This window comes from Mycobacterium sp. (assembly GCF_035623875.1).
Lineage (GTDB): Bacteria > Actinomycetota > Actinomycetes > Mycobacteriales > Mycobacteriaceae > Mycobacterium.
The window spans coordinates 13899-37746 of sequence record NZ_DASPSP010000165.1; the positions used below are offsets into that span (position 1 = coordinate 13899).

General features: G+C 65.4%; 21 protein-coding genes. 12 read left to right on the forward strand and 9 right to left on the reverse strand.

The window, feature by feature from the left end; genetic code table 11:
- Positions 1–29: 29 nt before the first annotated feature.
- Positions 30–1361 carry an aminotransferase class I/II-fold pyridoxal phosphate-dependent enzyme gene (locus tag VEI45_RS13390; RefSeq protein WP_324853903.1) on the forward strand — a complete coding sequence of 444 codons (1332 nt, stop codon included), beginning with the start codon at positions 30–32 and terminating at the stop codon, positions 1359–1361.
- A 1-nt stretch (position 1362) separates the two neighbouring features.
- Here VEI45_RS13390 and VEI45_RS13395 read toward each other — a convergent pair whose 3' ends face one another.
- A complete protein-coding gene (locus tag VEI45_RS13395) occupies positions 1363–2136 on the reverse strand; it encodes a PhzF family phenazine biosynthesis protein (RefSeq protein WP_324853905.1) in 774 nt (257 codons plus the stop codon).
- Positions 2137–2301: 165 nt separating this feature from the next.
- On the opposite strand from VEI45_RS13395, the gene VEI45_RS13400 reads away from it, so the two are divergent.
- Genes VEI45_RS13400 through VEI45_RS13410 form a run of 3 tightly spaced genes read left to right on the forward strand, consistent with a single transcriptional unit; the run spans position 2302 to position 4857 of the window.
- Positions 2302–3684, forward strand: a complete 1383-nt coding sequence (locus VEI45_RS13400) for a 13E12 repeat family protein (RefSeq protein ID WP_324853907.1) — start codon at positions 2302–2304, stop codon at positions 3682–3684.
- A gap of 56 nt (positions 3685–3740) precedes the next feature.
- The gene (locus tag VEI45_RS13405) at positions 3741–4247 is read left to right on the forward strand and encodes a polyketide cyclase (protein ID WP_324853909.1); all 507 of its coding nucleotides are present in this window, start codon (positions 3741–3743) and stop codon (positions 4245–4247) included.
- A 4-nt stretch (positions 4248–4251) separates the two neighbouring features.
- The gene (locus VEI45_RS13410) at positions 4252–4857 is read left to right on the forward strand and encodes a class I SAM-dependent methyltransferase (RefSeq protein ID WP_324853910.1); all 606 of its coding nucleotides are present in this window, start codon (positions 4252–4254) and stop codon (positions 4855–4857) included.
- Here VEI45_RS13410 and VEI45_RS13415 read toward each other — a convergent pair.
- Positions 4854–5723 carry an SDR family NAD(P)-dependent oxidoreductase gene (locus VEI45_RS13415; RefSeq protein WP_324853912.1) on the reverse strand — a complete coding sequence of 290 codons (870 nt, stop codon included), beginning with the start codon at positions 5721–5723 and terminating at the stop codon, positions 4854–4856. The genes VEI45_RS13410 and VEI45_RS13415 overlap by 4 nt on opposite strands.
- Complete coding sequence (locus tag VEI45_RS13420; RefSeq protein WP_324853914.1) at positions 5720–6340, reverse strand: TetR/AcrR family transcriptional regulator; 621 nt, start codon at positions 6338–6340, stop codon at positions 5720–5722. Before VEI45_RS13420 ends, VEI45_RS13415 begins: the two co-directional genes overlap by 4 nt.
- Before the next feature lie 58 nt (positions 6341–6398).
- Here VEI45_RS13420 and VEI45_RS13425 point away from each other — a divergent pair, with 58 nt between their 5' ends.
- Together VEI45_RS13425 and VEI45_RS13430 are read left to right on the forward strand one after the other, a co-directional pair.
- The gene (locus VEI45_RS13425) at positions 6399–7535 is read left to right on the forward strand and encodes a phosphotransferase family protein (protein ID WP_324853916.1); all 1137 of its coding nucleotides are present in this window, start codon (positions 6399–6401) and stop codon (positions 7533–7535) included.
- Positions 7535–8650 carry a hypothetical protein gene (locus VEI45_RS13430; RefSeq protein ID WP_324853918.1) on the forward strand — a complete coding sequence of 372 codons (1116 nt, stop codon included), beginning with the start codon at positions 7535–7537 and terminating at the stop codon, positions 8648–8650. The genes VEI45_RS13425 and VEI45_RS13430 overlap by 1 nt, the downstream gene beginning before the upstream one ends.
- Here the strand turns inward: VEI45_RS13430 and VEI45_RS13435 are convergent.
- Positions 8647–10122: an NAD(P)/FAD-dependent oxidoreductase gene (locus VEI45_RS13435; protein ID WP_324853920.1), complete on the reverse strand. Its 1476-nt coding sequence runs from the start codon at positions 10120–10122 to the stop codon at positions 8647–8649. The genes VEI45_RS13430 and VEI45_RS13435 overlap by 4 nt on opposite strands.
- 156 nt (positions 10123–10278) lie before the next feature.
- Between VEI45_RS13435 and VEI45_RS13440 the strand changes: the two genes are divergently transcribed.
- The gene (locus tag VEI45_RS13440) at positions 10279–11637 is read left to right on the forward strand and encodes a flavin monoamine oxidase family protein (protein ID WP_324853922.1); all 1359 of its coding nucleotides are present in this window, start codon (positions 10279–10281) and stop codon (positions 11635–11637) included.
- Here VEI45_RS13440 and VEI45_RS13445 read toward each other — a convergent pair.
- The gene (locus VEI45_RS13445; RefSeq protein ID WP_324853924.1) at positions 11632–12588 is read right to left on the reverse strand and encodes an alpha/beta fold hydrolase; all 957 of its coding nucleotides are present in this window, start codon (positions 12586–12588) and stop codon (positions 11632–11634) included. The two genes, VEI45_RS13440 and VEI45_RS13445, sit on opposite strands and share 6 nt — an antisense overlap.
- A gap of 188 nt (positions 12589–12776) precedes the next feature.
- On the opposite strand from VEI45_RS13445, the gene aceA reads away from it, so the two are divergent.
- On the forward strand, positions 12777–15074 hold the full coding sequence (gene aceA / locus VEI45_RS13450; RefSeq protein WP_324853926.1) for an isocitrate lyase ICL2: 2298 nt from the start codon (positions 12777–12779) through the stop codon (positions 15072–15074).
- Here aceA and VEI45_RS13455 read toward each other — a convergent pair.
- From VEI45_RS13455 to VEI45_RS13470, 4 genes are all read right to left on the reverse strand, one after another.
- Positions 15071–15982 (reverse strand): NAD(P)-dependent oxidoreductase, encoded by a 912-nt coding sequence (locus VEI45_RS13455; RefSeq protein WP_324853928.1) that lies wholly within the window; start codon positions 15980–15982, stop codon positions 15071–15073. The two genes, aceA and VEI45_RS13455, sit on opposite strands and share 4 nt — an antisense overlap.
- A gap of 21 nt (positions 15983–16003) precedes the next feature.
- Positions 16004–17743, reverse strand: a complete 1740-nt coding sequence (locus tag VEI45_RS13460) for an acyl-CoA dehydrogenase family protein (RefSeq protein ID WP_324853931.1) — start codon at positions 17741–17743, stop codon at positions 16004–16006.
- Between the two features lie 256 nt (positions 17744–17999).
- Positions 18000–19454 carry an aldehyde dehydrogenase gene (locus VEI45_RS13465; protein WP_324853933.1) on the reverse strand — a complete coding sequence of 485 codons (1455 nt, stop codon included), beginning with the start codon at positions 19452–19454 and terminating at the stop codon, positions 18000–18002.
- A 9-nt stretch (positions 19455–19463) separates the two neighbouring features.
- Entirely contained in the window at positions 19464–20168 is a 705-nt protein-coding gene (locus tag VEI45_RS13470) for an SDR family NAD(P)-dependent oxidoreductase (RefSeq protein ID WP_324853935.1), read from the reverse strand.
- Between the two features lie 86 nt (positions 20169–20254).
- Here VEI45_RS13470 and VEI45_RS13475 point away from each other — a divergent pair, with 86 nt between their 5' ends.
- From VEI45_RS13475 to VEI45_RS13490, 4 genes are all read left to right on the forward strand, one after another.
- Positions 20255–21229 carry a TIGR03621 family F420-dependent LLM class oxidoreductase gene (locus VEI45_RS13475; RefSeq protein WP_324853937.1) on the forward strand — a complete coding sequence of 325 codons (975 nt, stop codon included), beginning with the start codon at positions 20255–20257 and terminating at the stop codon, positions 21227–21229.
- Between the two features lie 89 nt (positions 21230–21318).
- On the forward strand, positions 21319–22212 hold the full coding sequence (locus VEI45_RS13480; RefSeq protein WP_324853939.1) for an enoyl-CoA hydratase/isomerase family protein: 894 nt from the start codon (positions 21319–21321) through the stop codon (positions 22210–22212).
- Positions 22209–23516, forward strand: coding sequence for an aromatic ring-hydroxylating dioxygenase subunit alpha (locus VEI45_RS13485; protein ID WP_324853941.1), 1308 nt, complete (start codon positions 22209–22211; stop codon positions 23514–23516). The genes VEI45_RS13480 and VEI45_RS13485 overlap by 4 nt, the downstream gene beginning before the upstream one ends.
- A complete protein-coding gene (locus tag VEI45_RS13490; RefSeq protein WP_324853943.1) occupies positions 23513–23848 on the forward strand; it encodes a hypothetical protein in 336 nt (111 codons plus the stop codon). Before VEI45_RS13485 ends, VEI45_RS13490 begins: the two co-directional genes overlap by 4 nt.

The following is a 23848-nucleotide window of genomic DNA, read 5'->3' on the forward strand; positions in this document are numbered from 1 at the left end:
CAAGTTTGTACTAGTACATAATTATCTATGTGCTAGGACAATACCTCATTCAGGGTACGGGCGCGGAGGCGATTGCCACCGACATCGAGGAGGCCATCTCCGCGGGCGCCCTGGCGCCCGGTGCCGAGCTACCCCCGATCAGAGAGCTGGCCGGGCAATGCGGGGTCAATGCCAACACGGTCGCCGCTGCCTACCGCCTGCTGCGCGAACGCGGCGCCGTCGAGACCGCGGGCCGACGCGGCACCCGGGTGCGGAACCGGCCGGCGACCACGCCACGCTCGCTGCGAGGGCTCGTCGTCCCCTCTGGAGTGCGAGACCTGTCCACCGGTAATCCGAATCCGGCCCTGCTGCCAATCGCCGCCGTCCAACTTCCGCGTGCCGACTCGCAGCGGCGGGCCCCGCTGCTGTACGGGGAACCGGCGGTCTCGCCCGAGCTGGCCGAGCATGCCCTGGCGTCGCTGACCGCGGACGGCGTTTCGGCCGACCACCTTGCCGTGACCGCCGGGGCTCTCGACGGCATCGAACGTGTCCTCACTGCCCATCTACGACCCGGCGACCGGGTGGCGGTCGAGGACCCGGGGTGGGCCAATCTTCTGGATCTGATTGCTGCGCTTGGCCTTTCGGTGGAGCCAGTGCGGGTCGACGACGACGGGCCGCTGGCCGCCGATGTGGCACGGGCACTGCGCCGTGGCGTACGGGCCGTCGTGGTGACCACCCGCGCCCAGAACCCAACCGGCGCCGCGGTCTCCGCTGCGCGTGCGGCCGAGCTGCGTCAACTGCTGGCTGAGAATGGTGACGTGCTGCTCATCGAAGACGACCACTGCGCGGGTATCGCGGGCGTACCACTGCACACCTTGGCCGGGACGACGCAGCACTGGGCGTTCGTGCGGTCGGCGTCCAAGGCATACGGCCCCGACCTGAGGCTGGCACTGCTCGCCGGCGATCGCCGCACGGTTGATCGGGTGCACGGGCGGCTGCGTCTGGGACCGGGTTGGGTCAGTTACCTGCTGCAGGATCTCGCTGTCAGCTTATGGCGCGACAAGGCAGCAACACGCCTGGTGCACAAGGCCGAAGCGGTGTACACCCGCAACCGCACCCTGCTGCACGCGGCGCTGGCCGACCGGGGTGTGCCGGCGCACGGCCGATCCGGTCTCAACGTCTGGATTCCGGTGCCCGACGAAACCGTGGCAATCACCCGGCTACTCGGCGCGGGCTGGGCCGCGGCGCCGGGAACACGGTTCCGGATCGGCACGCCGCCGGGCATGCGGATCACCGTCGCCCATCTCGATGCCACCGAAACCGACCCACTCGCCGACGCAATCGCCGAGGCGATGCATGCCGTCGGGCGCGCCAGCGTGTGAGTCAGACGTGCAGGTTCCCACTGCAGACTGTGACGGCGTGACCGATCAGTGCGACGTGATCGCCTGCTGACCGAATCCGCAGCAGGCCACCACGTTGGGAGGCTTGTTCGGCAAGCAACTCAGGCTTGGCGAGACGCTCTGACCACCAACTGGCGAGGGTGCAATGTGCCGATCCGGTGACCGGGTCCTCTACGATGCCGGCGCGTGGAGCGAAGACGCGGCTGACAATATCGGCGTCACGATCGCCCGCGGCGGTGATGATCACCGCCCGCGCGGCGATATTCGCCAGCACCGCAGGATTGGGTATTAGTGCACGGACTTCGGCGGCGGATTCAGCCTCCACCAACACGTCGTGGCGTCCGCGCCATACCGAGCACACCGTGATACCCGGGAGTCCCTGGGTCAATTCATCTGTCAGCGGTTCAGGGTGAGGTGGATCGGCGGGAAACCGCATGCTGATCGTGCCACCGGAGCCGGCTGTGCAGCTCAATGTCCCGCCACGCGTTTGGAATGTCCGATCACCGCCGAGGATATGCGCGGCGGCCAAGGTGCCACTTCCACACAAGGTCAATTCGGTGGTCGGGCTGAACCAGCGCAATTTCTCCGGCGGGGCATCGGGGCTTGAGGTGTCTACGAACGCGGTGGCGGGCTGATTGAGTTCGGCGGCAACAGCTTGCATCCAGTCGGGATCGACCGGCTGGTCGACTAGCACGACACCAGTCGGATTGCCCCGAAACATGTTCTGCGTGAAGGTATCCACCACGTAGACTCGCATCTGCCTATCGAAGCATTGCCGCCTGGACAAAGAAATCCCGTTAAGGCGAGTGGCCTCTCGGGCTTGCTGATACTGAGTTATCCACAGCCACCATTTGATCCACAGGCCGGGCTTTGTGCCATTTGCTCGGCGCGGAATTGTCGGGGTCGTTCATAGCGTCGAAGTATGGCAGTCGGCACCGAGCAGGCACGGGAACGGATCAACGCCGCTCTCAATGCGATTGACGCTGCCCACGACCTGTTGTGTAATACCTCTTCGGACGTGCTAGGCAACAAGTTTCGCGTCTACATCGCTGAGCGTTTGGAGGCCGAAAACCGCGCCAACCGCGGGCTGATGTATCGATTCTTCGGGGAGATCGCCGACCCGCCCGACGAGCCCGGGTCGATAGCAGCGATGCGATCCGCACTGTGGGCGCGACTGCGCATCACTCCCAACGAAATAACCCGTCGGTTCAAACTCGCAGCCCGGATTCGACCGCGCCGGTCGTTGACCGGCCCTGCGGTGCCCCCGGAGTTGCCGACGTTAGCGGCCGCGGTCCAGGCCGGCGCCGTCGGCGAAGACCACATCCGGGCGGTATGCCGAGCGGTCGACGTGTTGCCCGCCCAGGTGTCGCCCACCGACGTGACAACCGTCGAGCGCAAGCTGGTTGAGCATGCTACGAAAGTCGATGCCGGCATCGTGGTCAGACTCGGACAACGCATCGCCGACTACCTCAATCCCGACGGCCTATTCAACGACGAAGATCGGGCACGACGCCGCGGACTGTACCTCGGCCCGCAGGGTGCGGACGGCATGTCCCGGCTGACCGGCTTGCTCGACCCCGAGGCCCGTGCCTACTTCGAGGCCATCGAAGCAGCGGTGCGGCCGGGTCGCCATCTTCCCAATGGCAAAGACGGCGACCCAGAGGCGCGCGATGATCGCACGCCCGCTCAACGGTGCCACGACGCGTTAAAACTCGGCTTGCAAACCGCGATCGCTTCCGGTGGACTCGGTGTGCACCGCGGCCACCCGGTCACCGTGGTGGTCGCTACAACATTGGCGGAACTAGACCAGGCCGCCCAAGCGGCCGTTGATTCGTCGATCTCGATGCCACCGGCCGCGACGACCGGTGGTGGCTCCAGACTGCCGATGAGGGACCTGATCAACATGGCCGCCAAGACCATTCATTATCTTGCGGTGTTCGACAACCACACTGAACGGCCGCTGTACCTGGGCCGTCAAAAGCGCGTTGCCACCACCGACCAAAGGCTGATCTGCCACGCCCGTGACCGTGGCTGCACCCGTCCCAACTGTCTTGAATCGGGGTATCGCTGCGAAGTTCACCATTCGCCGGACTGGGCCCGCGGCGGCCACACCGACGCAGACAAGCTGTTTTTCGCTTGTGGCCGAGACCACGGCATGGCAAGCCGCGGCGAACTGCGCACCCAGGTCACCCAGAGCGGGCGACTCGGATGGACCGACGGCACCAGCCCACCCGATATCAACCATGCACACCACCCCGACGAGCTCCTCCGCGGAGATCCGGACCCGCCCGTAAACCAGGAGTGAGCCGTGGGAATCGTGCGCAAGCGCCGCCAACTGGTTAACCGCTAACGTGGATGCCGATGATCGGCGATCGCTGGAACGTGACGGACGAGGAAGTCGCTCGCCGGTATCCCTGCGATCAATTCGTCCGCACGCCCACCCTGCAGGCATGGCGCGGAATTACCGTGCACGCAACGCCCCAAGTGCTATGGCCGTGGGTCGGCCAGATCAGGATCGCGCCATACTCCTACGACTGGATCGACAACCTCGGCCACCGGTCGCCCCAGCAGTTGACGGGCCTGCCCGAACCTGTAGTCGGCGAACCTTTCACCACCGCGGCAACCCGGCGCTTCGGACGCATTCTTGCCGTCGATCCGCCCGAACAGCTCACCGGTGAGATCATGGGAGCCGCCATCTCCTATGTCCTAGTGCCGGAAGGCCAGACAACGCGGCTGTTGATGAAAATCGTTACGTCCATGAGCCGCTGGCTGACCCCCTGGCTATCGGTCGGCGATCTCATCATGGCTCGCCGGCAACTACTCAACCTCAAAAGCCTCGCCGAACGGAACCAACCGGTGGCAGACTGACCCCGTGCCGCCGTATCGGGACGTCGACGCGTTCAACGATCGGGCCGCGGAATACGACCGCGGCTGGCGGGGTCAACTGCACCACGAGATCGCCAATCGCACGGCCCGTCTCGCTGCGGCTACCGTCGCCACCCCCAACCGGGTGCTCGACCTGGGCTGCGGAACCGGCTATTTGCTACGGACGTTGGCGAGCCGTTACCCCGACGCCGAACAACTTGTCGGCATCGACGCCGCCCCCGAGATGGTCAAGACGGCCAACGCCGTTACTCAAGATGATCGGTTGACGTTCGCCGTCGGCGTTGCCGAGCACATCGGCTACCCCGACGAAACGTTCGACTTGATCGTCAGCACAACGTCATTCGATCACTGGTCTGACCAGCAAGCGGGGCTGCGCGAATGCGCCCGGGTACTGTCTCCCGGTGGCCGGCTGGTGCTCGTCGACCAGTTCTCATGGTGGCTGATGCCGACCATGCTCACCAGCCGTCGCGGCAAAGCCCGCACCAGGCGGCGCGCCGGCCGTCTGCTGCTGCGCGCCGGATTTTGCTCGCCGCAGTGGCACCGGTTGCACGCGGTGATCATCAACGCGGTGACCGCGACCAAGCCGGCCTAAGACTGAAACGAGCGGAAGCTGCCGTCGAGCACTTGCAGGTGACCGATCGTCCGCCCCGTCACGACCTGGGGATCCACCAGCGTCAACTCCACCGCCGCCTGCGCGAACTCCTCCGCCTGCGCCACGTCGTCGAATCCGGGGGCGTAGTACGAAAGTCCGGGCGTCATAATCGGTTTGGACGGTGACAAGGCATTGACCGCGATGTTATGGCCCTGCAAATCGTAGGCAGCACACCACGTCAAGTGTTCCAGCGCAGCCTTGGATCCCCCGTAGCCGGGCAGCACGCCGCCACTGCGGTCGGGGTAGGGCCCGTCGCCGGGTAGCCGCGACGCGATGGAGGTGACGTTGATGATCGAGCCACTCTTCGCGGCGATCATGTCGGGGCAGACCAGCTGGATCAGCTCGTAGGCCGCAAACACCGAGATCTCGAAGTGTCGCCGGTATGCACCCAGCGGTGTCCCCAGCAGCGGCGGCCAATCGGGTTTGGCCGCAACCGGTGGCGCCTTGGTCGACTTGGTGCGCGTGTCGTCACCCGGCTTCGGCGGGCGGCCGGGCGCAGTGAACGCCGCGTTGTTGACCAGAATCGCGATCGGGCCCAATGCATCTCGGGCCTGACCGACGAGTCGCGCGATATCGTCGCGGTCGAGCAGGTCAGCTCGGATTGCTACCGCGTGTCCGCCCGCCGACTCGATGTCGGCGACGGTCTCACCGATGGTCCCGGGCAGCCGCTCGTCCCAGACGTTTTCGGTGCGACCGATCACGGCGACCGCCGCACCCGCAGACGCCAGCGCCACGGCGATCGCCCGGCCTAATCCGCGGCTGGCGCCGGTGACGATCGCGGCCCGGCCGTCCAGTCGTCCGGTCACCGGCCCGACCCTACATCTCGGGTGACGCCGTGCACGAGGATGGCGGTGGTCTGATCGACCCAGGCGTCGTCGAGTTGTTCGTCCGGACGCAGCAACAACCGCAACAACGTCGCTCCGCCGATCAACTCGATCAGCCGGTCCGGGTCGACATCGCGATGCACCTCGCCGCGTCCAACACCCTCGCGCAGCCGCGCCCGCACTGCGGTGAACAGATCCACGAAACGCGACATCACCCGGGCGTTGAGCTCGGAGTCGGCGCTCATGTCGGCGACCAGCCCGGGCAACGCGGCGCGCACCACCGGGGTGGTGAACACGTCCCGCGCGGCGGCGATCATCGCCCGCACATCGGCCGCCATGTCGCCTGCCGGAGCCACCAACGCCGTGGGCGCCACCGGGAACGCGGCCTCGTGCACCAGTTCGGCCTTGCTCGACCACCGGCGATACAGCGCCGTCTTGGTGGTTCCGGCGCGTTCGGCGACCGCAGCCAATGTCAGATTCGAATAGCCGATGTGCACAAGCAGATCCGTGGTCGCCGTCAATATGGCAGCGTCGATACGCGGATCACGGGGCCGTCCGGCACCCGGACCCTTGTCAACCGAGGGTGAGTCTGCTTTCATAACGCTACCTACCGTATCGTAATTGCCGGGAAGAAGTCTCAACGAATGGAGGCACCCCGTGGCCAATGAACCTGTTCTCGACAAAGTCGACCGACTTCAGCGCTCCAGCCGCGACGTCACCGCCCTGCCCGCGGTGATGTCGAACTGGCTGTCAACCGTCCTGCCCGGCGGAGCGGCACCGCAGGTAACCGTGGAGAGCGGCGTGGACTCGACCGGCATGTCGTCAGAGACCATCATCTTGACCGCCCGCTGGGAGCAGGACGGCCAGCCGGTCACGCAGAAGTTGGTGGCCCGCGTGGCGCCCTCCGCCGAGGACGTACAGGTCTTCCCGACATACCGGCTTGACCACCAATTCGACGTGATACGGATGGTCGGCGAGCTGACCGATGTTCCCGTCCCGCGGGTGCGCTGGCTTGAGCCGACCGGCGAGGTCTTGGGGACACCCTTCTTCTTGATGAACTACGTCGAGGGTGTGGTGCCACCTGACGTCATGCCTTACACCTTCGGCGGCAACTGGTTCGCCGACGCGCCGCCCGAGCGTCAGCGCGAGCTGCAGGACGCCACTGTCGGAGTGTTGGCGTCACTGCATTCAATCCCCAACGCGGAAAGCACGTTTGGCTTCCTCTCCGAGGGAGAGGAAGGCGACACCGCACTGCGCAGGCACGTCAACTGGGTGCGGTCCTGGTACGACTTCGCGGTGCCCGACATCGGACGATCACCGTTGCTGGAGCGGACTTTTCGGTGGCTGGAAGACAACTGGCCACAACAGGTGGCCGCCGGCGATCCGGTGCTGCTGTGGGGCGACGCCCGGGTGGGCAACGTTTTGTACCGCGACTTTCGACCGGTGGCTGTGCTGGACTGGGAGATGGTGTCGTTGGGCCCGCGTGAACTGGACGTCGCGTGGATGATCTTTGCGCACATGGTCTTTCAGGAGCTGGCTGGTCTGGCAACGCTGCCAGGTTTGCCCGAGGTGATGCGCGAGGAGGACGTCCGCGCCACCTATCAGCGGCTCACCGGCGTCGAAGTCGCCGACCTGCACTGGTTCTACGTCTACTCAGGGGTGATGTGGGCTTGCGTGTTCATGCGCACCGGCGCCCGGCGGGTGCACTTCGGGGAAGCCGAGAAACCTGACAGCGTGGAATCGCTTTTCTACCACGCCGGATTACTGAGGCGTCTAATCGGAGAGGATCAGTAATGCTCGGACCACTCGACGAGTACCCGGTACATCAGGTCCCCCAGCCGATCGCCTGGCCGGGTTCCTCGGACCGCAACTTCTACGATCGCTCGTACTTCAACGCCCACGACCGCACCGGAAACATCTTCGTGATCAGCGGCATCGGCTACTACCCCAACCTCGGGGTCAAGGACGCGTTCGTGCTTATCAGGCGCGGCGACACCCAGACAGCGGTGCACCTGTCCGACGCCATCGACCAGGACCGGCTCAACCAGAACGTCAACGGCTATCGGATCGAGGTCAGCGAGCCGCTGCGCAAGCTGCGGTTGGTACTCGACGAAACCGAAGGCATCGCCGCAGATCTCACCTGGGAAGGACTGTTCGACGTCGTCCAGGAGCAGCCGCACATCCTGCGCTCGGGTAACCGGGTAACGCTCAATGCGCAGCGGTTCGCTCAGCTCGGCAGCTGGAGCGGCCGGATCGTCGTCGACGCGCAGGAGATCGCCGTCGACCCCGCCACCTGGATCGGCAGCCGCGACCGGTCCTGGGGCATCAGGCCGATCGGCGAACCCGAACCCGCGGGTCGACCCGCCGACCCGCCGTTCGAGGGCATGTGGTGGCTATACGTGCCAATGGCATTCGACGACTTCGCGATTGTGCTGATCATCCAGGAGGAGCCCAACGGATTCCGTTCACTCAACGACTGCACCCGCATCTGGCGCAACGGTCGCGTCGAGCAGCTCGGCTGGCCGCGGGTGAAAATCCACTACCGCTCCGGCACCCGCATCCCGACCGGCGCGACGATCGAGGCGACCGCCCCGGACGGCACCCCCGTCCACTTCGACGTCGAATCGAAACTGCCGGTCCCCATCCACGTCGGCGGCGGCTACGGCGGCGACTCGGACTGGCTGCACGGCATGTGGAAGGGCGAGAAGTTCGTCGAACGGCTGACCTACGACATGACCGACCCGGCGATCATCGCCCGATCCGGCTTCGGCGTCATCGACCATGTCGGCCGCGCGGTGTGCCGCGACGGCGACGGCAGTCCGGTGGAAGGTTGGGGCCTCTACGAGCATGGCGCGCTGGGCCGCCACGACCCGTCGGGGTTCGCCGACTGGTTAACGGTGGCGCCCTAGGCGGGTTGCGCCTCGTCGACGTTCGCGCTGCCGAACGTCATCTGCTCGTCGATTGGCCGTAGCCGGTGGTCAAGCACGTCACGCAAGAAGTCGTGGCTGACCAGCCACGGTCGGCGGGTGCCCGACTTGGGCAGCACGTCCAAAGCGCGCAGCACATAGCCCGCCTGCAGGTTGAGCGCCGGCTGCTCGGCCATGTCGGTGTCCCCGAGGTGCGGATATGCGTGGGTGTAGCCATGAGAGTTCATGTGTTCCAACAGCTTTGCCACCGACCGCGCGGTCATGTCGGCGCCCAATGTCCAGGATGAATTGATGTAACCCACGCACCAGGCCATGTTGGGGACATCCTCGAGCAGGTGCCGCTTGTAGACGAAGCGGTCGTGCGGGTTGATCTTTTCGCCGTCGAGGCTGATGCCGATGCCGCCGAGCGCCTGTAGCTGCAATCCCGTCGCGGTGACGATCACATCGGCGTCGAGGTGCCGCCCCGACTTCAGCATGATGCCGCTGGTGTCCATGTGGTCGATGTGGTCGGTGACCACATCGACGGCACCGTCGCTGATCGCCTTATACAGGTCGGCGCCCACGAGGATGCACAGCCGCTGATCCCACGGGTTGTACGGCGGCTTGAAGTGGGTGTCGATGTCGTAACCCGGCGGCAGGTTGCGCTCGGCGATGCGGCGAAGCCGACGCTTCATCAACTCCGGCGCCCGGCGCGACACCTCCCACAGCAGCACACCGATGATTGCATTGCGCCAGCGAACGAGCCAGTGGGCAACTTTGCGCGGCAATACGTTTCGGATCGCAACCGCCGTTGGCTCCACCTGCGGGGCGGAGATCATGTAAGACGGCGTACGTTGCAGCATTGTTACGTGTGCTGCCCGTTCAGCCAGCGACGGGATCAAGCTGACCGCGGTCGCGCCGCTGCCGATCACCACGAACCGCTTGCCCGTGCAGTCCAATGACGCCGGCCAGTGCTGCGGGTGCACCACGTCACCGGTGAAGGTCTCGATTCCGGGAAATGGCGGTTTATAAGGGTTGTCGTAGTCGTAGTAGCCCGTGCCGAAGAACACGAACCGGCATCGGTAGGTTTTGTCGGCGCCGTCTTGCTCGGCTTGCACCCTCCAGGTGTCCGTGGTCGAGTCCCAGTCGGCTGAGCGAACGTAGGTGTTGAACCGGATGTGCTCGTCGATGTGATGCTTCCGCGCGGTGTCGGCCAGGTACTGCCAAATGTGCGGTCCGTCCACGATCATCTCCGGCTGGGTCCACGGCTCCCACGGGAAACAGAGCGTGAAGATGTCGCTGTCGGATCGCACCCCCGGATAGCGGTACAGGTCCCAGGTTCCGCCGAGGCGCTCGCGCCGTTCCAGGATGGTGAGACGTAGCTGCGGGTTGCGCTCCCGAATGCGATATGCGGCGCCGATCCCGGATATCCCTGCACCGATAATGACCACATCAAAGAACGGGTCCTCAGTCATCGAGAATCTCCTCCCACCAGTGCTCGGCGAGTTACTTTCGCCCTCCAGGGTAGGTCGGCCGCTATTCACGGCGATGGGGACTGCGACTTGTCTCATCGATGATCGCGGCCAGCATTGCGTCGGCGAGGGTTGTCGTCATGCGGTTAACTGAGCGGCATGCCCGACGCGACTTGGACCGCCGATGTCGTAGTAGTAGGCGCGGGTTTCGCCGGGCTCACCGCTGCCCGCGAGCTGATGCGACTCGGACACGATGTGCTGGTGCTCGAGGGCCGCGACCGGGTCGGCGGACGCTCGCATACCGGCCATGTCGCCGGCATCCCGGTTGATCTGGGCGGCACGTTCGTCGGCCCGACGCAAGACGCTGTGCTGGCGCTGGCCGACGAGTTCGACATCGCCACGGTCCCGACCTACCACGATGGCGCCAACCTGATTCGATGGCGCGGCATGGTCCGCTCGTACAGTGGCACCATTCCGAGGCTCTCGCTGGGGGGCCTCATCGACATCGGCCGGGTGCGTTGGCAATTCGAGCGGATCGCCCAGACCGTTCCGCTGACCGAGCCGTGGAAGGCCCGGCGCGCCGCCCGACTCGACGGCCAGTCGCTGGGCGACTGGTTGCGGTCGGTGCACGCCGGCGCGACCGCACGCGATCTGCTGGCCATCATGGCGCGGGTGACCTGGGGGTGCGAACCCGACGACGTGTCGATGCTGCACGCCGCGCGCTACCTGCGGGCGGCCGGTGGCCTGGACCGGCTGCTCGACGTGGAAAATGGTGCCCAGCAGGATCGTTTCTCGGCCGGCACGCAACAGATCGCCAACATGTCGGCAGCTGAACTCGGCGACCGGGTGGTGCTGGAGGCCGCCGTGCGACGCATCGATCACCACGATGGAGGGGTGAGCATCACCTGTGAGAAGGGCCGCGCCGACGCCCGTTTCGTCGTCCTCGCGATCCCGCCGGCGCATCGGAGGGCCATCGAGTTCACTCCCCCGCTGCCTGCCGAATACGACCAACTCGCCGAGCGTTGGCCGCAGGGCCGGCTCAGCAAGGCGTATGCCGCCTATGCCACCCCGTTCTGGCGCAGCAACGGATCCTCCGGCGAAGCGCTGTCCGACGAAGGCCCGGTGTTCATCACCTTCGACGTCAGCCCGCAGCCCGACGGACCCGGCATCCTGCTGGGGTTCGTCGACGCCCGCACCTTCGACGAGCTACCCGCTGAGCAGCGTCGGCAGCGCGCGCTGGAATGCTTCGCATCGCTGTTCGGCGACGAAGCGCTGAAGCCGCTCGACTACGTCGATCATTGTTGGGGCGCAGAAGCTTTCGCGGCGGGCGGCCCGACCGCCGCGGTACCACCCGGCTCGTGGACGCGTTATGGGCCCTGGTTACGCCGTCCCGTCGGACCCATCCACTGGGCCGGCACCGAGACCGCCGATGAGTGGACCGGCTTCCTCGACGGGGCGGTGCGCTCCGGTCAACGAGCCGCCGCCGAGGTGGCTGCGCGCCTATACGCGCGGCTATGAACTGATACGTCGTCTGCCGGTGAACGATTCGGCGAGCGCGCGCAGCTCCCGGTTGACCTCAGCGGGGCGTTCCAGCATTGCGCAATGCCCACCGGGCAGCACGACGAGCCCCAGCAGGTTAGGCGCGGCCGCGGCGATCCGCCGGGACTGGACCGGCGGCGTCAGCCGGTCGCGTTCGCTGCCGATGACCAGTGTCGGGACTGTCAGACCGGCAAGGCTGATGTGCCTACGCTGCAGCGCGTCGGCGAGCGCCTTGCCGCAGCCACCGCGTCCGGCCGGCGATGTGCCGTTGAAAAGGTCGTAGATCAGAGCGCCGATTTCGGGCGCGGCATCGGCGCCGACCGCCAGCATCGAGATCATTTCGCGGGTGGCGCGGCGCACCGCGGGAGGCACGGTGAACGAGCCGAAGATGTTGATCAGGGCACGCCCACCAAAAACCCGGACCGCCGCGAACGGCGCCGGAACCGGCAACAACCTCACCTCGCGCAGCAGGTCGCCGGTGGTGGTGTTGATCATGGCGACGGCGTCGGCGCGCGCCTCGACCTTGTGGCGGTACCGGTCCGACCAGGCGGCGACGGCCATCCCGCCCATTGAGTGTCCGGCGATGACGGCACGTTCGCCGGGTGCCAGCGTTGCCTCGAGCACCGCATCGAGGTCCGATGCGAGGTGCGCAAGGCTATATCCGCCGCGCCGGGGGATCCCGCTGCGGCCGTGGCCGCGATGGTCGTACGCGATCACCCGGTACTCGGCGGCCAGTTCGGCGATCTGGTAAGCCCACACCCGGATGGCACACGTGATCCCATGTGCCAGCACGATCGGATAGCCGTTCTCGGGCCCGAATACCTCGGTGTGCAGGCGGGTGCCATCGGGAGCGCGGACGGGGATTGTCCGGCTGGGCGGCAATGCCGCAGGTAGGGAGGCCAGCTTGTGGGCCGATCGCCGAGAACTCATGGTAGCTCCCTCCGATGCGGCCCCGTCGCCGCCTGGCGAGTGTATCCGAATCGACTACCCCGAACGGCCAAAATGTGGATGGCAGTCACCGTCCTGGCCACGAGATCCAAATTTGAAACTTCACGCCGCACGGCAGCCAATAGACTCTCATCATCGGGGGAAGTGGGCTGGAAGAGGAGCGAACGATCATGGCCATTGATGCGGGCACCGAGGCACGCACAACACTCGAGGACGACTTCGACAAGGACGTCGCTGCCATGCAGCGATACTTCGACAGCCCGCGGTTCGACGGAATCACTCGCCTCTACTCAGCACGCCAAGTCGTAGAGCAGCGCGGCACGATCCCCACCGACCACACCGTGGCACGCGAGGCGGCGGAGGCTTTTTACCCTCGGCTGCGCGAGCTCTTCGCCCAGCGCAAGAGCATTACCACCTTCGGCCCGTACTCGCCGGGCCAGGCAGTGACGATGAAGCGGATGGGCATCGAGGGCATCTATCTAGGCGGATGGGCGACTTCCGCCAAGGGCTCGATCACCGAAGACCCCGGGCCCGACCTGGCCAGCTATCCGTTGAGCCAGGTGCCCGACGAGGCCGCCGGGCTGGTCCGCGCCCTGCTGACCGCCGACCGCAATCAGCAATACCTGCGCTTGCGGATGACCGGCGAGCAACGGGAAAGAACGCCGGCGGTCGACTACCGGCCGTTCATCATCGCCGACGCCGACACCGGCCACGGCGGCGATCCGCATGTGCGCAACCTGATCCGTCGGTTCGTCGAGGCCGGGGTGCCGGGATACCACATCGAGGACCAGCGCCCAGGCACCAAGAAGTGTGGGCATCAGGGTGGCAAGGTTCTGGTGCCTTCGGACGAACAGATCAAGCGTCTCAACACGGCCCGCTTCCAGCTCGACATCATGCGGGTACCCGGCATCATCGTCGCGCGCACGGATGCGGAGGCGGCAAACCTGATCGACAGCCGCGCCGACGAGCGTGACCAGCCGTTCATACTCGGCACTACCAACCTGAAGATCCCGTCCTATAAGGGCTGTTTCCTGGCGATGGTGCGGCGCTTCTACGACCTGGGAGTCACTGAGCTGAACGGTCATCTGCTGTACGCATTTCCCGACGGCGAGTACGCCGCTGCTGAAGCCTGGCTAGAGCGCCAAGGCATTCTGGGCCTGGTCGCCGAGGCGGTCGCGGCCTGGCGTCAGGACGGGCGGCAATCGATCGACGCTCTCTTCGACAAGGTCGAGTCGCGGTTTGTCGGCGCCTGGGAGCAGGACGCCGGGCTGGATACCTACAGCGAGGCCGTGGCGGATCTGCTCGCATTCCGCGAGAGCGAGGGCGAACCGCTGGACATGAGCACCGCGGAGTGGCGGCAATTCGCGGAGCGTGCGTCGCTGCACACCGCCCGGGAAAAGGCTCAGGAGTTGGGGGCCGACGTCGGGTGGGACTGCGAGCGGGCGAAGACGCCGGAAGGCTATTACCAGATCCGCGGCGGCATACCGTATGCGATCGCCAAGTCGCTGGCCGCGGCGCCGTTCGCCGACATCCTCTGGATGGAGACGAAGACCGCCGATCTCGCCGACGCCGGGCAGTTCGCCGATGCGATCCATGCGGTGTTCCCCGACCAGATGCTGGCCTACAACCTCTCGCCCTCGTTCAATTGGGACACCACCGGTATGACCGACGAGGAGATGCGGGCGTTCCCCGAGGAACTCGGCAAGATGGGCTTCGTTTTCAACTTCATCACCTACGGCGGACACCAGATCGACGGCGTCGCCGCCGAGGAGTTCGCCACCGCGCTGCGCCAGGACGGCATGCTGGCGCTGGCCCGTTTGCAACGCAAGATGCGCCTTGTCGAGTCGCCGTATCGCACGCCGCAAACCCTGGTCGGTGGCCCGCGCAGCGATGCCGCGCTGACCGCCTCCTCGGGCCGCACGGCGACCACCAAAGCCATGGGCGAGGGCTCCACCCAGCACCAGCATCTGGTGCAGACCGAGGTGCCCAAGAAGCTCCTGGAGGAATGGCTGGCGCTTTGGAGCGAGCACTACCAGCTGGGCGAGAAGCTGCGCGTGCAACTGCGGCCGCGGCGGGCCGGCTCGGACGTGCTCGAACTCGGTATCTACGGCGACGACGAGGAGCAGCTAGCCAACGTCGTCGTCGATCCGATCAAGGATCGGCACGGCCGCAGCATGCTGCAAGTGCGCGACCAGAACACCTTCTCCGAGAGGCTGCGCAAGAAGCGCCTGATGACGCTGATCCACCTCTGGCTGGTACACCGCTTCAAGGCGGAAGCGGTGTACTACGTCTCGCCCACCGAGGACAACCTCTATCAGACCGAGAAGATGAAGTCGCACGGCATCTTCAGCGACGTCCACCAGGAGGTCGGCGAGATCATCGTGGCCGAAGTGAACCATCCGCGCATCGAGGAGCTGCTCGCGCCCGATCGCGAAGCGCTGAAGCGGTTGATTCGCAAGGAGGATTAGCCGCTGCTTGAGCCGACCAGCTCCGGGTGGAACTTGGCTGCCATCCGGCGTATTCCGTCGTGCCAGTCGACCGTGGCGACGCCAACGAGTTCGCGCATCAGGCTCGGGTCGGTCGGATTACCGCGCAACGCCTGCTCGCTTTCCTGGAAGACCGGCTCCTTGCCAACCAGCGAGCCAACGTAGCCGCACCACTCCTGGAGGCTGACGGTCTGCTCTCCGCACCAATTGAGCGTGGTCGCCGGGACCGATGCCACCTCGAGCAATTTCGGGATGGTCGCGATGATGTCGTCCTCGTGGATCGGGTTGTAGCGGGCCGGACCGCCGGGCGGGACCGGGATCGGGATGCCGGCCAGCACCATCTCCATGTGATAGAACGGCCAACCGCCGTTGTCGCCGTAGGGGACGTTGAGTCGGGCGATGGTGGTGGGCACGCCGAGCGCGCGGGCCATCGTCCGAGCGACGACCTCGCCGGCGATCTTGGAGATGGAATAGGTTGGAAACAAAGGTTTGTGGTTGTCGCCCAAGGCGGCACGCTCGGTTCGTGGTTCGTCGTCCGGCGGGTCATAGACGGCGCCTGAGGAGCAATGAAGGAACGCTCTTGCGTTGCGGCAGTGGGCCATCAGCAGCCCGACCGACTCTGCATTGGCCGCGAGATCTTTTTCCCAGTTTCCGCTCTTGGCCACCGCGAAGTTGAGCACGTAATCAAAGTCGGACGGCAGGCCGTCAAACTCCCCGGCGGCCAGGTTGACGGTCTCGCACCGCACCCCCGACTTCTCCAGGGCCTCACGCGCCGCCGCGTCGGTGAACCGGGCAATACCCCAGACTTCGTTATCGACCGCCAAGGCCTGGGCAATGGGACTGGCAACCTGTCCGGTCGGGCCGGTGATCAGGATCTTCGAACCGCGCATGAGCTGATCGTAAGCCCGGCGCTACGGCCGCATCTCGTAGGCGCCGTCGTAGGCCTTGACCTGCTGCCAGACCCGATCGAAGCGGTCCGCATCGACAACCGGCTTGCGCACCGCTGAGATAGCCCAGTCTTGCTGCGCAGCAGTGGAACTCGACTTGCCATGCAACGCAACGGCATGTTGGGAGAAATCGCGTATCTGGACGTTGAAGATCTGGTCCACCAGGTCGGCGTCCAGTCCAGTCAGGCCGGCTTGCTCGAGAATCAACTGGCCGTAGACGACCAGAGTGAACAGATGGCCGACGACGAGCAGGAAGTCGAGGTCGCGCATTTGGTCTGCATCCGGGGCGGCGGTGGCCAGCAGCTCCTTGAGCGCGCGGGCCTGCTGGTAGAAAAGCGCCACATTCGGTATATCCAGGTGCTTTTCGTAAACTGCGGTCCAATCGGCGAATTGCACCTTGGACGCGCCCCGAGCCGGACCCTGCGCCCAGAAGAACACGTCATCGGCAGGGTCGTTGCGAGTGCCGATCTCCGGGTAAGCCGCCGGGTTGAACATGTAGTTGGGCATGAACTTCAGGATCTGCGCGACGTTGACGTGCACGGTGCCTTCCAGCCGCGGCAAGGCGCCGATCAGCCGCGCCACTTCGCAGAAGTAGGTGTTCTTCTCGAAGCCTTTGGCAGCCAACACATCCCAGAGCAGTGTGACGACGGTCTCGCCCTCGGAGGTGACTTTGGACTTGGTCACCGGGTTGAACAGCAGGTATCGACGGTCATCGAGGCTGGCGCTACGGAAGTAGTCGATCGCGCGGTCGCTGAACAGTTTCATCGCGAGCAATCTGGCGTAGGCCTCGACGAAGCTGGCACGTACGTGGGGGAAGTCGGTGACCGGGTTGCCGTACAGGATGCGGTTGTTGGCATGCGTGATCGCCTCGTAGAAGGCGTGCTCGCACATCCCGATCGAGCCGCTGCACAGATTGAACTTGCCGACATTGACGGTGTTGAGTGCGGCCGAGAACGCGTCCGGGCCGGTGCACAGGATGTCCTCCTCGTGCACCGGATAGTCGTTGAGCCGGAAGTTGCTGACATACATCTGGCCGTGCACCACGTTGCCGATCAGTTCGTAGTTCTGGTGGCCGCTGTCGGCAACGAACCACACGTAACCGTCGGCCCCGTCGACGTCGGTGCGGCGGGAGAACACCGAGACCATGCCCGCCACGTTGCCGTTGCCGATGTAGTACTTCTCCCCCGATGCACGAAAGATCACGCCCTCGTCGTCGTCGCGAGCGGGCGTCAGCAGCATGTCGGTGTTGTAGATGTCGGCGCCGTGCTCGCGCTCGGACAGCGCGAACGCCATCACGCCGCCCGCCTCGAGTTGGGCGGCGGCGCGTTCCTTGGCTTTGATGTTGTCGCTCTGCCAGATCGGCCCGAGGCCCAGGATCGTCACCTGCTCGGCGTACCAGTACGAGAGCCCGTAGAACCCGAAGATCTCGCTCAGCACGGCATTGCGCGAGGTGTCCCACCGCTTGTTCGGGTCGCCGCCGCCGTACTCCGACGGGGTGAGGAAGGTCGCGAAGATCCGTTCGCGCTTGATGAAGTCGAGGAAGTCCGACACCCACGCCGCTTCGAGATCGTCGCGGAGCAGCTTCGCCTTGCCGCGCCCTTCGAACCAGTCGATCACCGCGCGGAGTTGGCGCCGCGTTTCGGGGTCGAAGTGCGACGGGTCGTATGTGTTCGGGTCGAACAGCAGTTTGCGGGAGTTCGCCATGGCTTGGCCCCTTTCATCGGCGTCGAATCTAGCGCTAGTCCTCCGGTGGATCTCGAGAAGCTAACGATTTGGTGGTCGGACGGCGTGGGGACGCACGCCACCTCGTCGGCCATGTCCGGCTCTCCACCGCAAGCGGGTGGGGGTACCCCCAGCCGCCCAGCGGCGAGGGGCGCACCCCCACCTCATCGCGCTGCGCGTTCCCCTTCGCCGCTGCGCGGCTGGGTGTGCCCGCACTGCATCGTCGCCGTCCTAACCGTCAGTTCGCCGGCGCCGCAGCCGAAATCGATTGGCTCACGGTGTAACTGTCGATTCCTTCGGTGCCGAGTTCGCGACCGTAGCCGCTGTTCTTGACACCGCCGAACGGGGCCGCCGGATCCATGATGTAACCCTCGTTGACGCCGAAAGTGCCCGACCGTACCCGGGCCGCCACGCCGTATCCGCGGTTGACATCGGTGGTGAATACCGAGCCGGCCAGCCCGTACTCGGAGTCGTTGGCGATCCGGATCGCCTCGTCTTCGTCCCGGTAGGAGATGACGGTCAGCACCGGGCCGAAGATCTCTTCGCGGGCAATCCGCATGTCGTTGCTCGCCTCGCTGAAAAGCGTGGGCCGCACATACCAGCCGGTGTCCAGACCGTCGGGCATGGCGGCGCCGCCGGTGACCAGGCACGCCCCTTCGCTTTTGCCCGATTTGATGTAGCCGCGGACCCGTTCCTGCTGACGCTGTGCCACCAGCGGGCCGATCTGGGTGTTGGGATCGGCGGGGTCGCCGACCGTCATCGATTCCATCGCCGCCGCCAACGCGTCGACGAACTCGTCGTTGCGCGCAGCGGGCACCAGGATCCGGCTCAGCGCGTTGCACACCTGGCCGCTGTTGGCCAGGCTGGCCATCTGAATCGCGGTGGCGACCGCCGATGGGTCGGCGTCTTCGAGCACGATGGCCGCCGACTTGCCGCCCAGTTCGAGGCTGACCTGCTTCAGTCCCGCGGCGCAGGCAAGGGCCACTTGGCGGCCGGTCGCCGTGGACCCGGTGAACGAGACCTTGTCGACGCCTGGGTGGCCCACCAGCAGCTCGCCGACCTCGCGCCCGCCGGGCACCACGTTCAGCACACCGGGCGGAAGGTCAGCTTCGGCAACCAAATCGGCGAGCAACTGCGCGTCGAGCACCGACTCGGGTGCCGGTTTGAGCACCACCGAACAGCCGGCCAGCAGCGCGGGTACCACCTTGGTGACGGTGAGAAACTGCGGCATGTTCCACGGCACCACCGCGGCAACGACTCCGACCGGAAGCTTGCGAATTCGAATGTCCTTGCCGTACAACCCCGGACGTGCCTGCTGCCATTCGTAGCTTCCCGCGAATCCACAAAACGCCGAGATCATCGTGAGCGGCAGCGCCACCTGTGCCCGTTTGGCGAAACTGATCGGAGCGCCGATCTCGGCCGAGATCAGCGCCGCCATGTCGGCTCGGCGCTCTTTGTAAATGCCGGCCAGCCGGGTGAGCGCCTCGATCCGTTCGGCGGGTTGCATGCGCGGCCACGGCCCGGTGTCGAACGCCGCGCGAGCGGCTTCGACAGCCCGATTCACGTCCGCGGGTCCGGCACAGGCCGCATGACCGATGACCGCCTCGCTGTGCGGCGATACCACGGTGATGACGGCGTCGGAGTCCGGCGCCCGCCATTTCCCGTCGATGAAGAGTTGATCCCTCTCGTACATCAATGCCTCTCAGGTGTTGCGACCGCCGTTGACACCGAGGATCTGTCCGGTGATGTAGCTGGCCTCCTCGGACACGAAAAACGAACACGCGGCGGCGATATCCTCGGGCCGGCCCACCCGGCGCACCGGGGTGCGATTGATGTGGTCCTCCACCGAGCCGCCGAGCAGATGCCGGCTCTCGGCGCTGCGCAGCATCGGTGTGTCGACGAACCCCGGCGGTACGGCGTTGACGGTGATCCCGCACGGTCCGTATTCGAGGGCAAGCGATTTGGTCAGGCCGTTCACCGCGGATTTCGCCGCCACGTAGTGAGCCATGAACGGTTGCCCGGAGTGCGTGCTGGACGACGAGATGTTGACGATGCGTCCCCACCCGGCCTCGACCATGTCGGGCAGCACGGCCTGGATGGTGTGGAATACGCCGTTCAGGTTGACATCGATCACCTTGGACCATTCTGAGAAGGACATATGCGAAAACTTCTTGAAGCCTTCCACCCCGGCCGCGTTGACCAGCACCAGGATTGGGCCGAACTGTTCGCGGATCGCCGCGACGGCGGCGTCGACATGGGCGCGGTCACTGACGTCGGCGACGTGGCCGAACCCGTCGTCGGTCGGCGACAGGTCAATGACGGCGACCTGGAATCCGTCGCTGCGCAACCGTTGGGCGACCGCACGGCCAATCCCTGACGCACCGCCGGTCACGACCGCCGTCTTCACGCCCAATCCCACCTTCCTGAGCGACCGCCCAAACATGCCTATCACTCCCCGTCGACGGCGGTCAAGTGAAGGGTTAGGGTCCGTTGATGGACCGGCCCCCATTTCGTTTCGCAGTACAGGCGGCCAACGCCGCCGGGAGTCGCGAGTGGCACGACACCGTTCGCAAAGTCGAAGACCTCGGATACTCAACGCTTTTCCTGGCTGATCACTACCTGGGACCGGGCCCCGCGCAGCGAGCCGCACACACCCCTCGCCAAGACCTGGCTCCCATCGCGGCGATGGCTTCAGCAGCCGCGGTCAGCAAGACGCTGCGCATCGGGTGCCGGGTGTTCTGCATCGACTATCACGCGCCGGCGGTATTGGCCAAGGAAGCGGCGACACTTGATCTGCTGTCTGACGGTCGCCTCGAGATGGGTATCGGGGCCGGGTGGAGCGAGGTCGAGTACACCGCGATGGGACTTGACTTCGAGCTGCCGGGCCGACGAATCGCCAAGCTCGCCGAGGTCGTTTCGTTCCTCAAGGCGCATTGGCAGGGCGACGAGCTGAACTGGTCAGGCGACTTCGTTGAGGTGCACGGATATGCGGGACGGCCCCGCCCGGTGCAACGCCCGCATCCGCCGATCATGATCGGCGGGGGCGGACAGCGGGTCCTCTCGCTCGCCGGTCGCGAAGCCGACATCGTCAGCATTTCCAGCGTGCCCTTCGTGGCGCACGACGCCGACGGCCTCGATCCGCGGGCAGTCGCGGGGCGTCGGATCGGCTTCGTGCGTGACGCTGCCGGCGAGCGCTTCGGTGGTTTGGACGTCGAGAGCTCGCCGTACTTCACCCAGATCACCGACGATCCCGAGACGGCCCAGGCCAGCCTGGCTGGTCTGGCAAAGTCGACCGGGATCGCCATCGAGTTGCTGCGCGACCATCCCAACGTCCTGGTCGGCTCAGTGGAAAGCGTTGTAGAAGCGTTGTGTTCGCGCCGCGAAAGGCTTGGCATCAACTACGTCACGGTCCAGCAGTCCCAGATCGAATCCTTCGCGCCGGTGGTGGCCCGGCTGCACGGACGCTGAACCTTGACCCCCACGACATCGAAGTGCGACCATGGGGCCTGCGTGTTTGGGCGATCGCTCAAGGGTGCACAAGAGAATGAGTTAACTCCATGGCAAAACGGACCAGATACAGCGAGTACCGCGACCGGTACCCGAACTATCGACTCGAGCTCACCGACGACGGAATCCTGTTCATGCAGTGCCACACCAACGGCGGCAGCCTGGTGTGGGACTGGCGCGCACACGACGACATGTCAGACGCGTTCGCCGATATCGCCGGCGACCGCGAGATCAAGGTGCTTATCCACACCGGCACCGGCGAGAACTACAACGCCAATTGGGGACGCATGCCCAACGGCGACCCCGTCGAAAGGCCCGAGTACCTGCTGATGCCCGGCACCCGTGGTCTGCACAAGCTCGACGAAAAAGCCTGGTATGCAAGGCATCTAATCACCAACGTGCTCGATGTCGACGTTCCGATGATCAGCGCCGTCAACGGCCCGTGCAACATGCACTCCGAGGTGCCGCTGCTCGGCGATATCGTGCTGGCTTCCGAGGACGCCTACTTCCAGGACGCATCGCATTTTCCCCGCGGCCAGGTGCCCGGCGACGGTCAGCACGTCATCTGGAGCTTTTTGGCCGGCCACACCCGCGCCCGCTATTTCCTGCTGACCGGGATGAAACTCGGCGCGGCCGAGGCCAAGGAGTGGGGTGTGGTCAACGAGGTGCTGCCGAAAGATCAGTTGCTGGACCGGGCGTGGGAGTTGGCTCGCGAACTGGTCAAGCGTCCGCCGCTGACGCTGCGTTACTCACGCCAGCTGTTCACCAACCCGCTCAAGCGGGCTTTCATCGACGAACTCGGCCACGGCCTGGCCCGGGAAACCTACGCACAGCGGGCCTTCTTCCCGTTCGGCGGTGAAATGGCTCCGCTGGACAGGGCATGGGATGACGAACCTTGGTCAAATTCCGTGCCCACACCGACGAACGACGGAGTCCGGTCATGACCAGCATCCAGCAGCGGCTGTCCACCGGCCGGGGCAAGTTCACCACCGACTACCCCGAACTCGGTACCGGCCCGGTCAGCTACGAGGATTCGATCTCCGAGGAATTCTTCGCGGCCGAGCGCAAGGCGGTGTTCGAACGAAACTGGTTGTGCGTCGGACGAATTGAGCGACTGCCGCGCAAGGGTTCGTACTTCACCCGCGACCTGCCCGGTGGCCTCGCCTCGATCGTCATCGCTCGCGATCTGGATGACACCGTGCACGCGTTCCACAACGTCTGCGCCCACCGCGGCAACAAGGTGGTCTGGCAGGAGCACCCCGGACGAGAGTCCTCGGGAACGTGTCGCGCGTTCGCCTGCAAGTACCACGGCTGGCGATACGGCTTGGACGGCAGGGTCAACCACATCACCAACGAAGGTGAATTTTTCGATTTGGACAAGAGCACACTGCGGATGCCGCCGGTGCACTGCGAGGTGTGGGCGGGCTTCATCTTCGTGCACCTCGCCTCCGAACGGGAAGGAGTCCCGGTGCCGCTGCGGGATTTCCTCGGCGACGGGCTGTTAGCCATCGAGACTTATCCGTTCGAGAAGATGACGCAGCGTTACGGGTTCTCCACCCGGATCAACGGGAACTGGAAGCTGGCCGTCGACTCGGTATGCGAGTGGTATCACCCGCCGTATGTGCACGGTCGCTTCATCGACCCTGACGTCTCGAAAGCCGAGAAGATGGTGCCGCCGGTCGACGCCTACCACTACGAACTGTTCCGGCCGCACATGCTCACCTCGGTTCCCGGACCGCCGCCGCTGCCGCCCCGCGAACCGGGCACCGCGGGGCCGCCCCGCCAGGACCAACGTTGGGTCTACAAGCTGTTCCGCGCTGGGCTGTTCGGTCCCGACGATGTTCCGGATATCGGTCCTACACCCGAGTTCCTGAACCGTGGCAACATCGCATCGTGGGGCAACGACCAGTTCTGGGTCTTCCCGAACATATCGATCCAGATCTGGGCGCGCGGCTACTACATCACCTACAGCTACTGGCCGGAGACCGTCGACTCGCACATCTACGAGATCGACATGTATTTCGTGCCGCCCGCCAATGCGCAAGAGCGTTTGGCGCAGGAGCTGGTGGTCGACAGCACGATTGAGTTCGCGATGCAGGACGTGAACACCATCGAGGCCACCCACTCGGCGCTCAAGACACGGGCACAGAGCATCTTCCATCTCAGCGACCAGGAACTGCTCATCCGCCAGTTCCACACCGTCATTCGCGATACGGTGGCCGCCTACCGGTCTGGAGAGTCGTCATGACTAATTCAGCACTGCCGCAAGGATTCTCCGAGCTGGAACCGTTTGTGGCCGAGTGGGCATTGCCGGCGCGGGCGCAACGCTACGAGGCGCGGCTGAAGAAGCCGTACAACGAACTCGTTACGTTCTACGACGCGATCGCGCCTCGGGCCGAGCGGGCGATCGCCTACCTCAACGAGCTCGACATCAACGACTTGCCGGAGGACGCCGAAAGGCTGCTGCGCCTGCTCTACTCGATGATCCTGGTGTCCTACGCCGTCAACGTGTTCAAGCAGAACCGTATCCCGGACTCCGGTGCCGCCTTCTTCGACATGGTCGCCGAGCCGGCGGTGTGA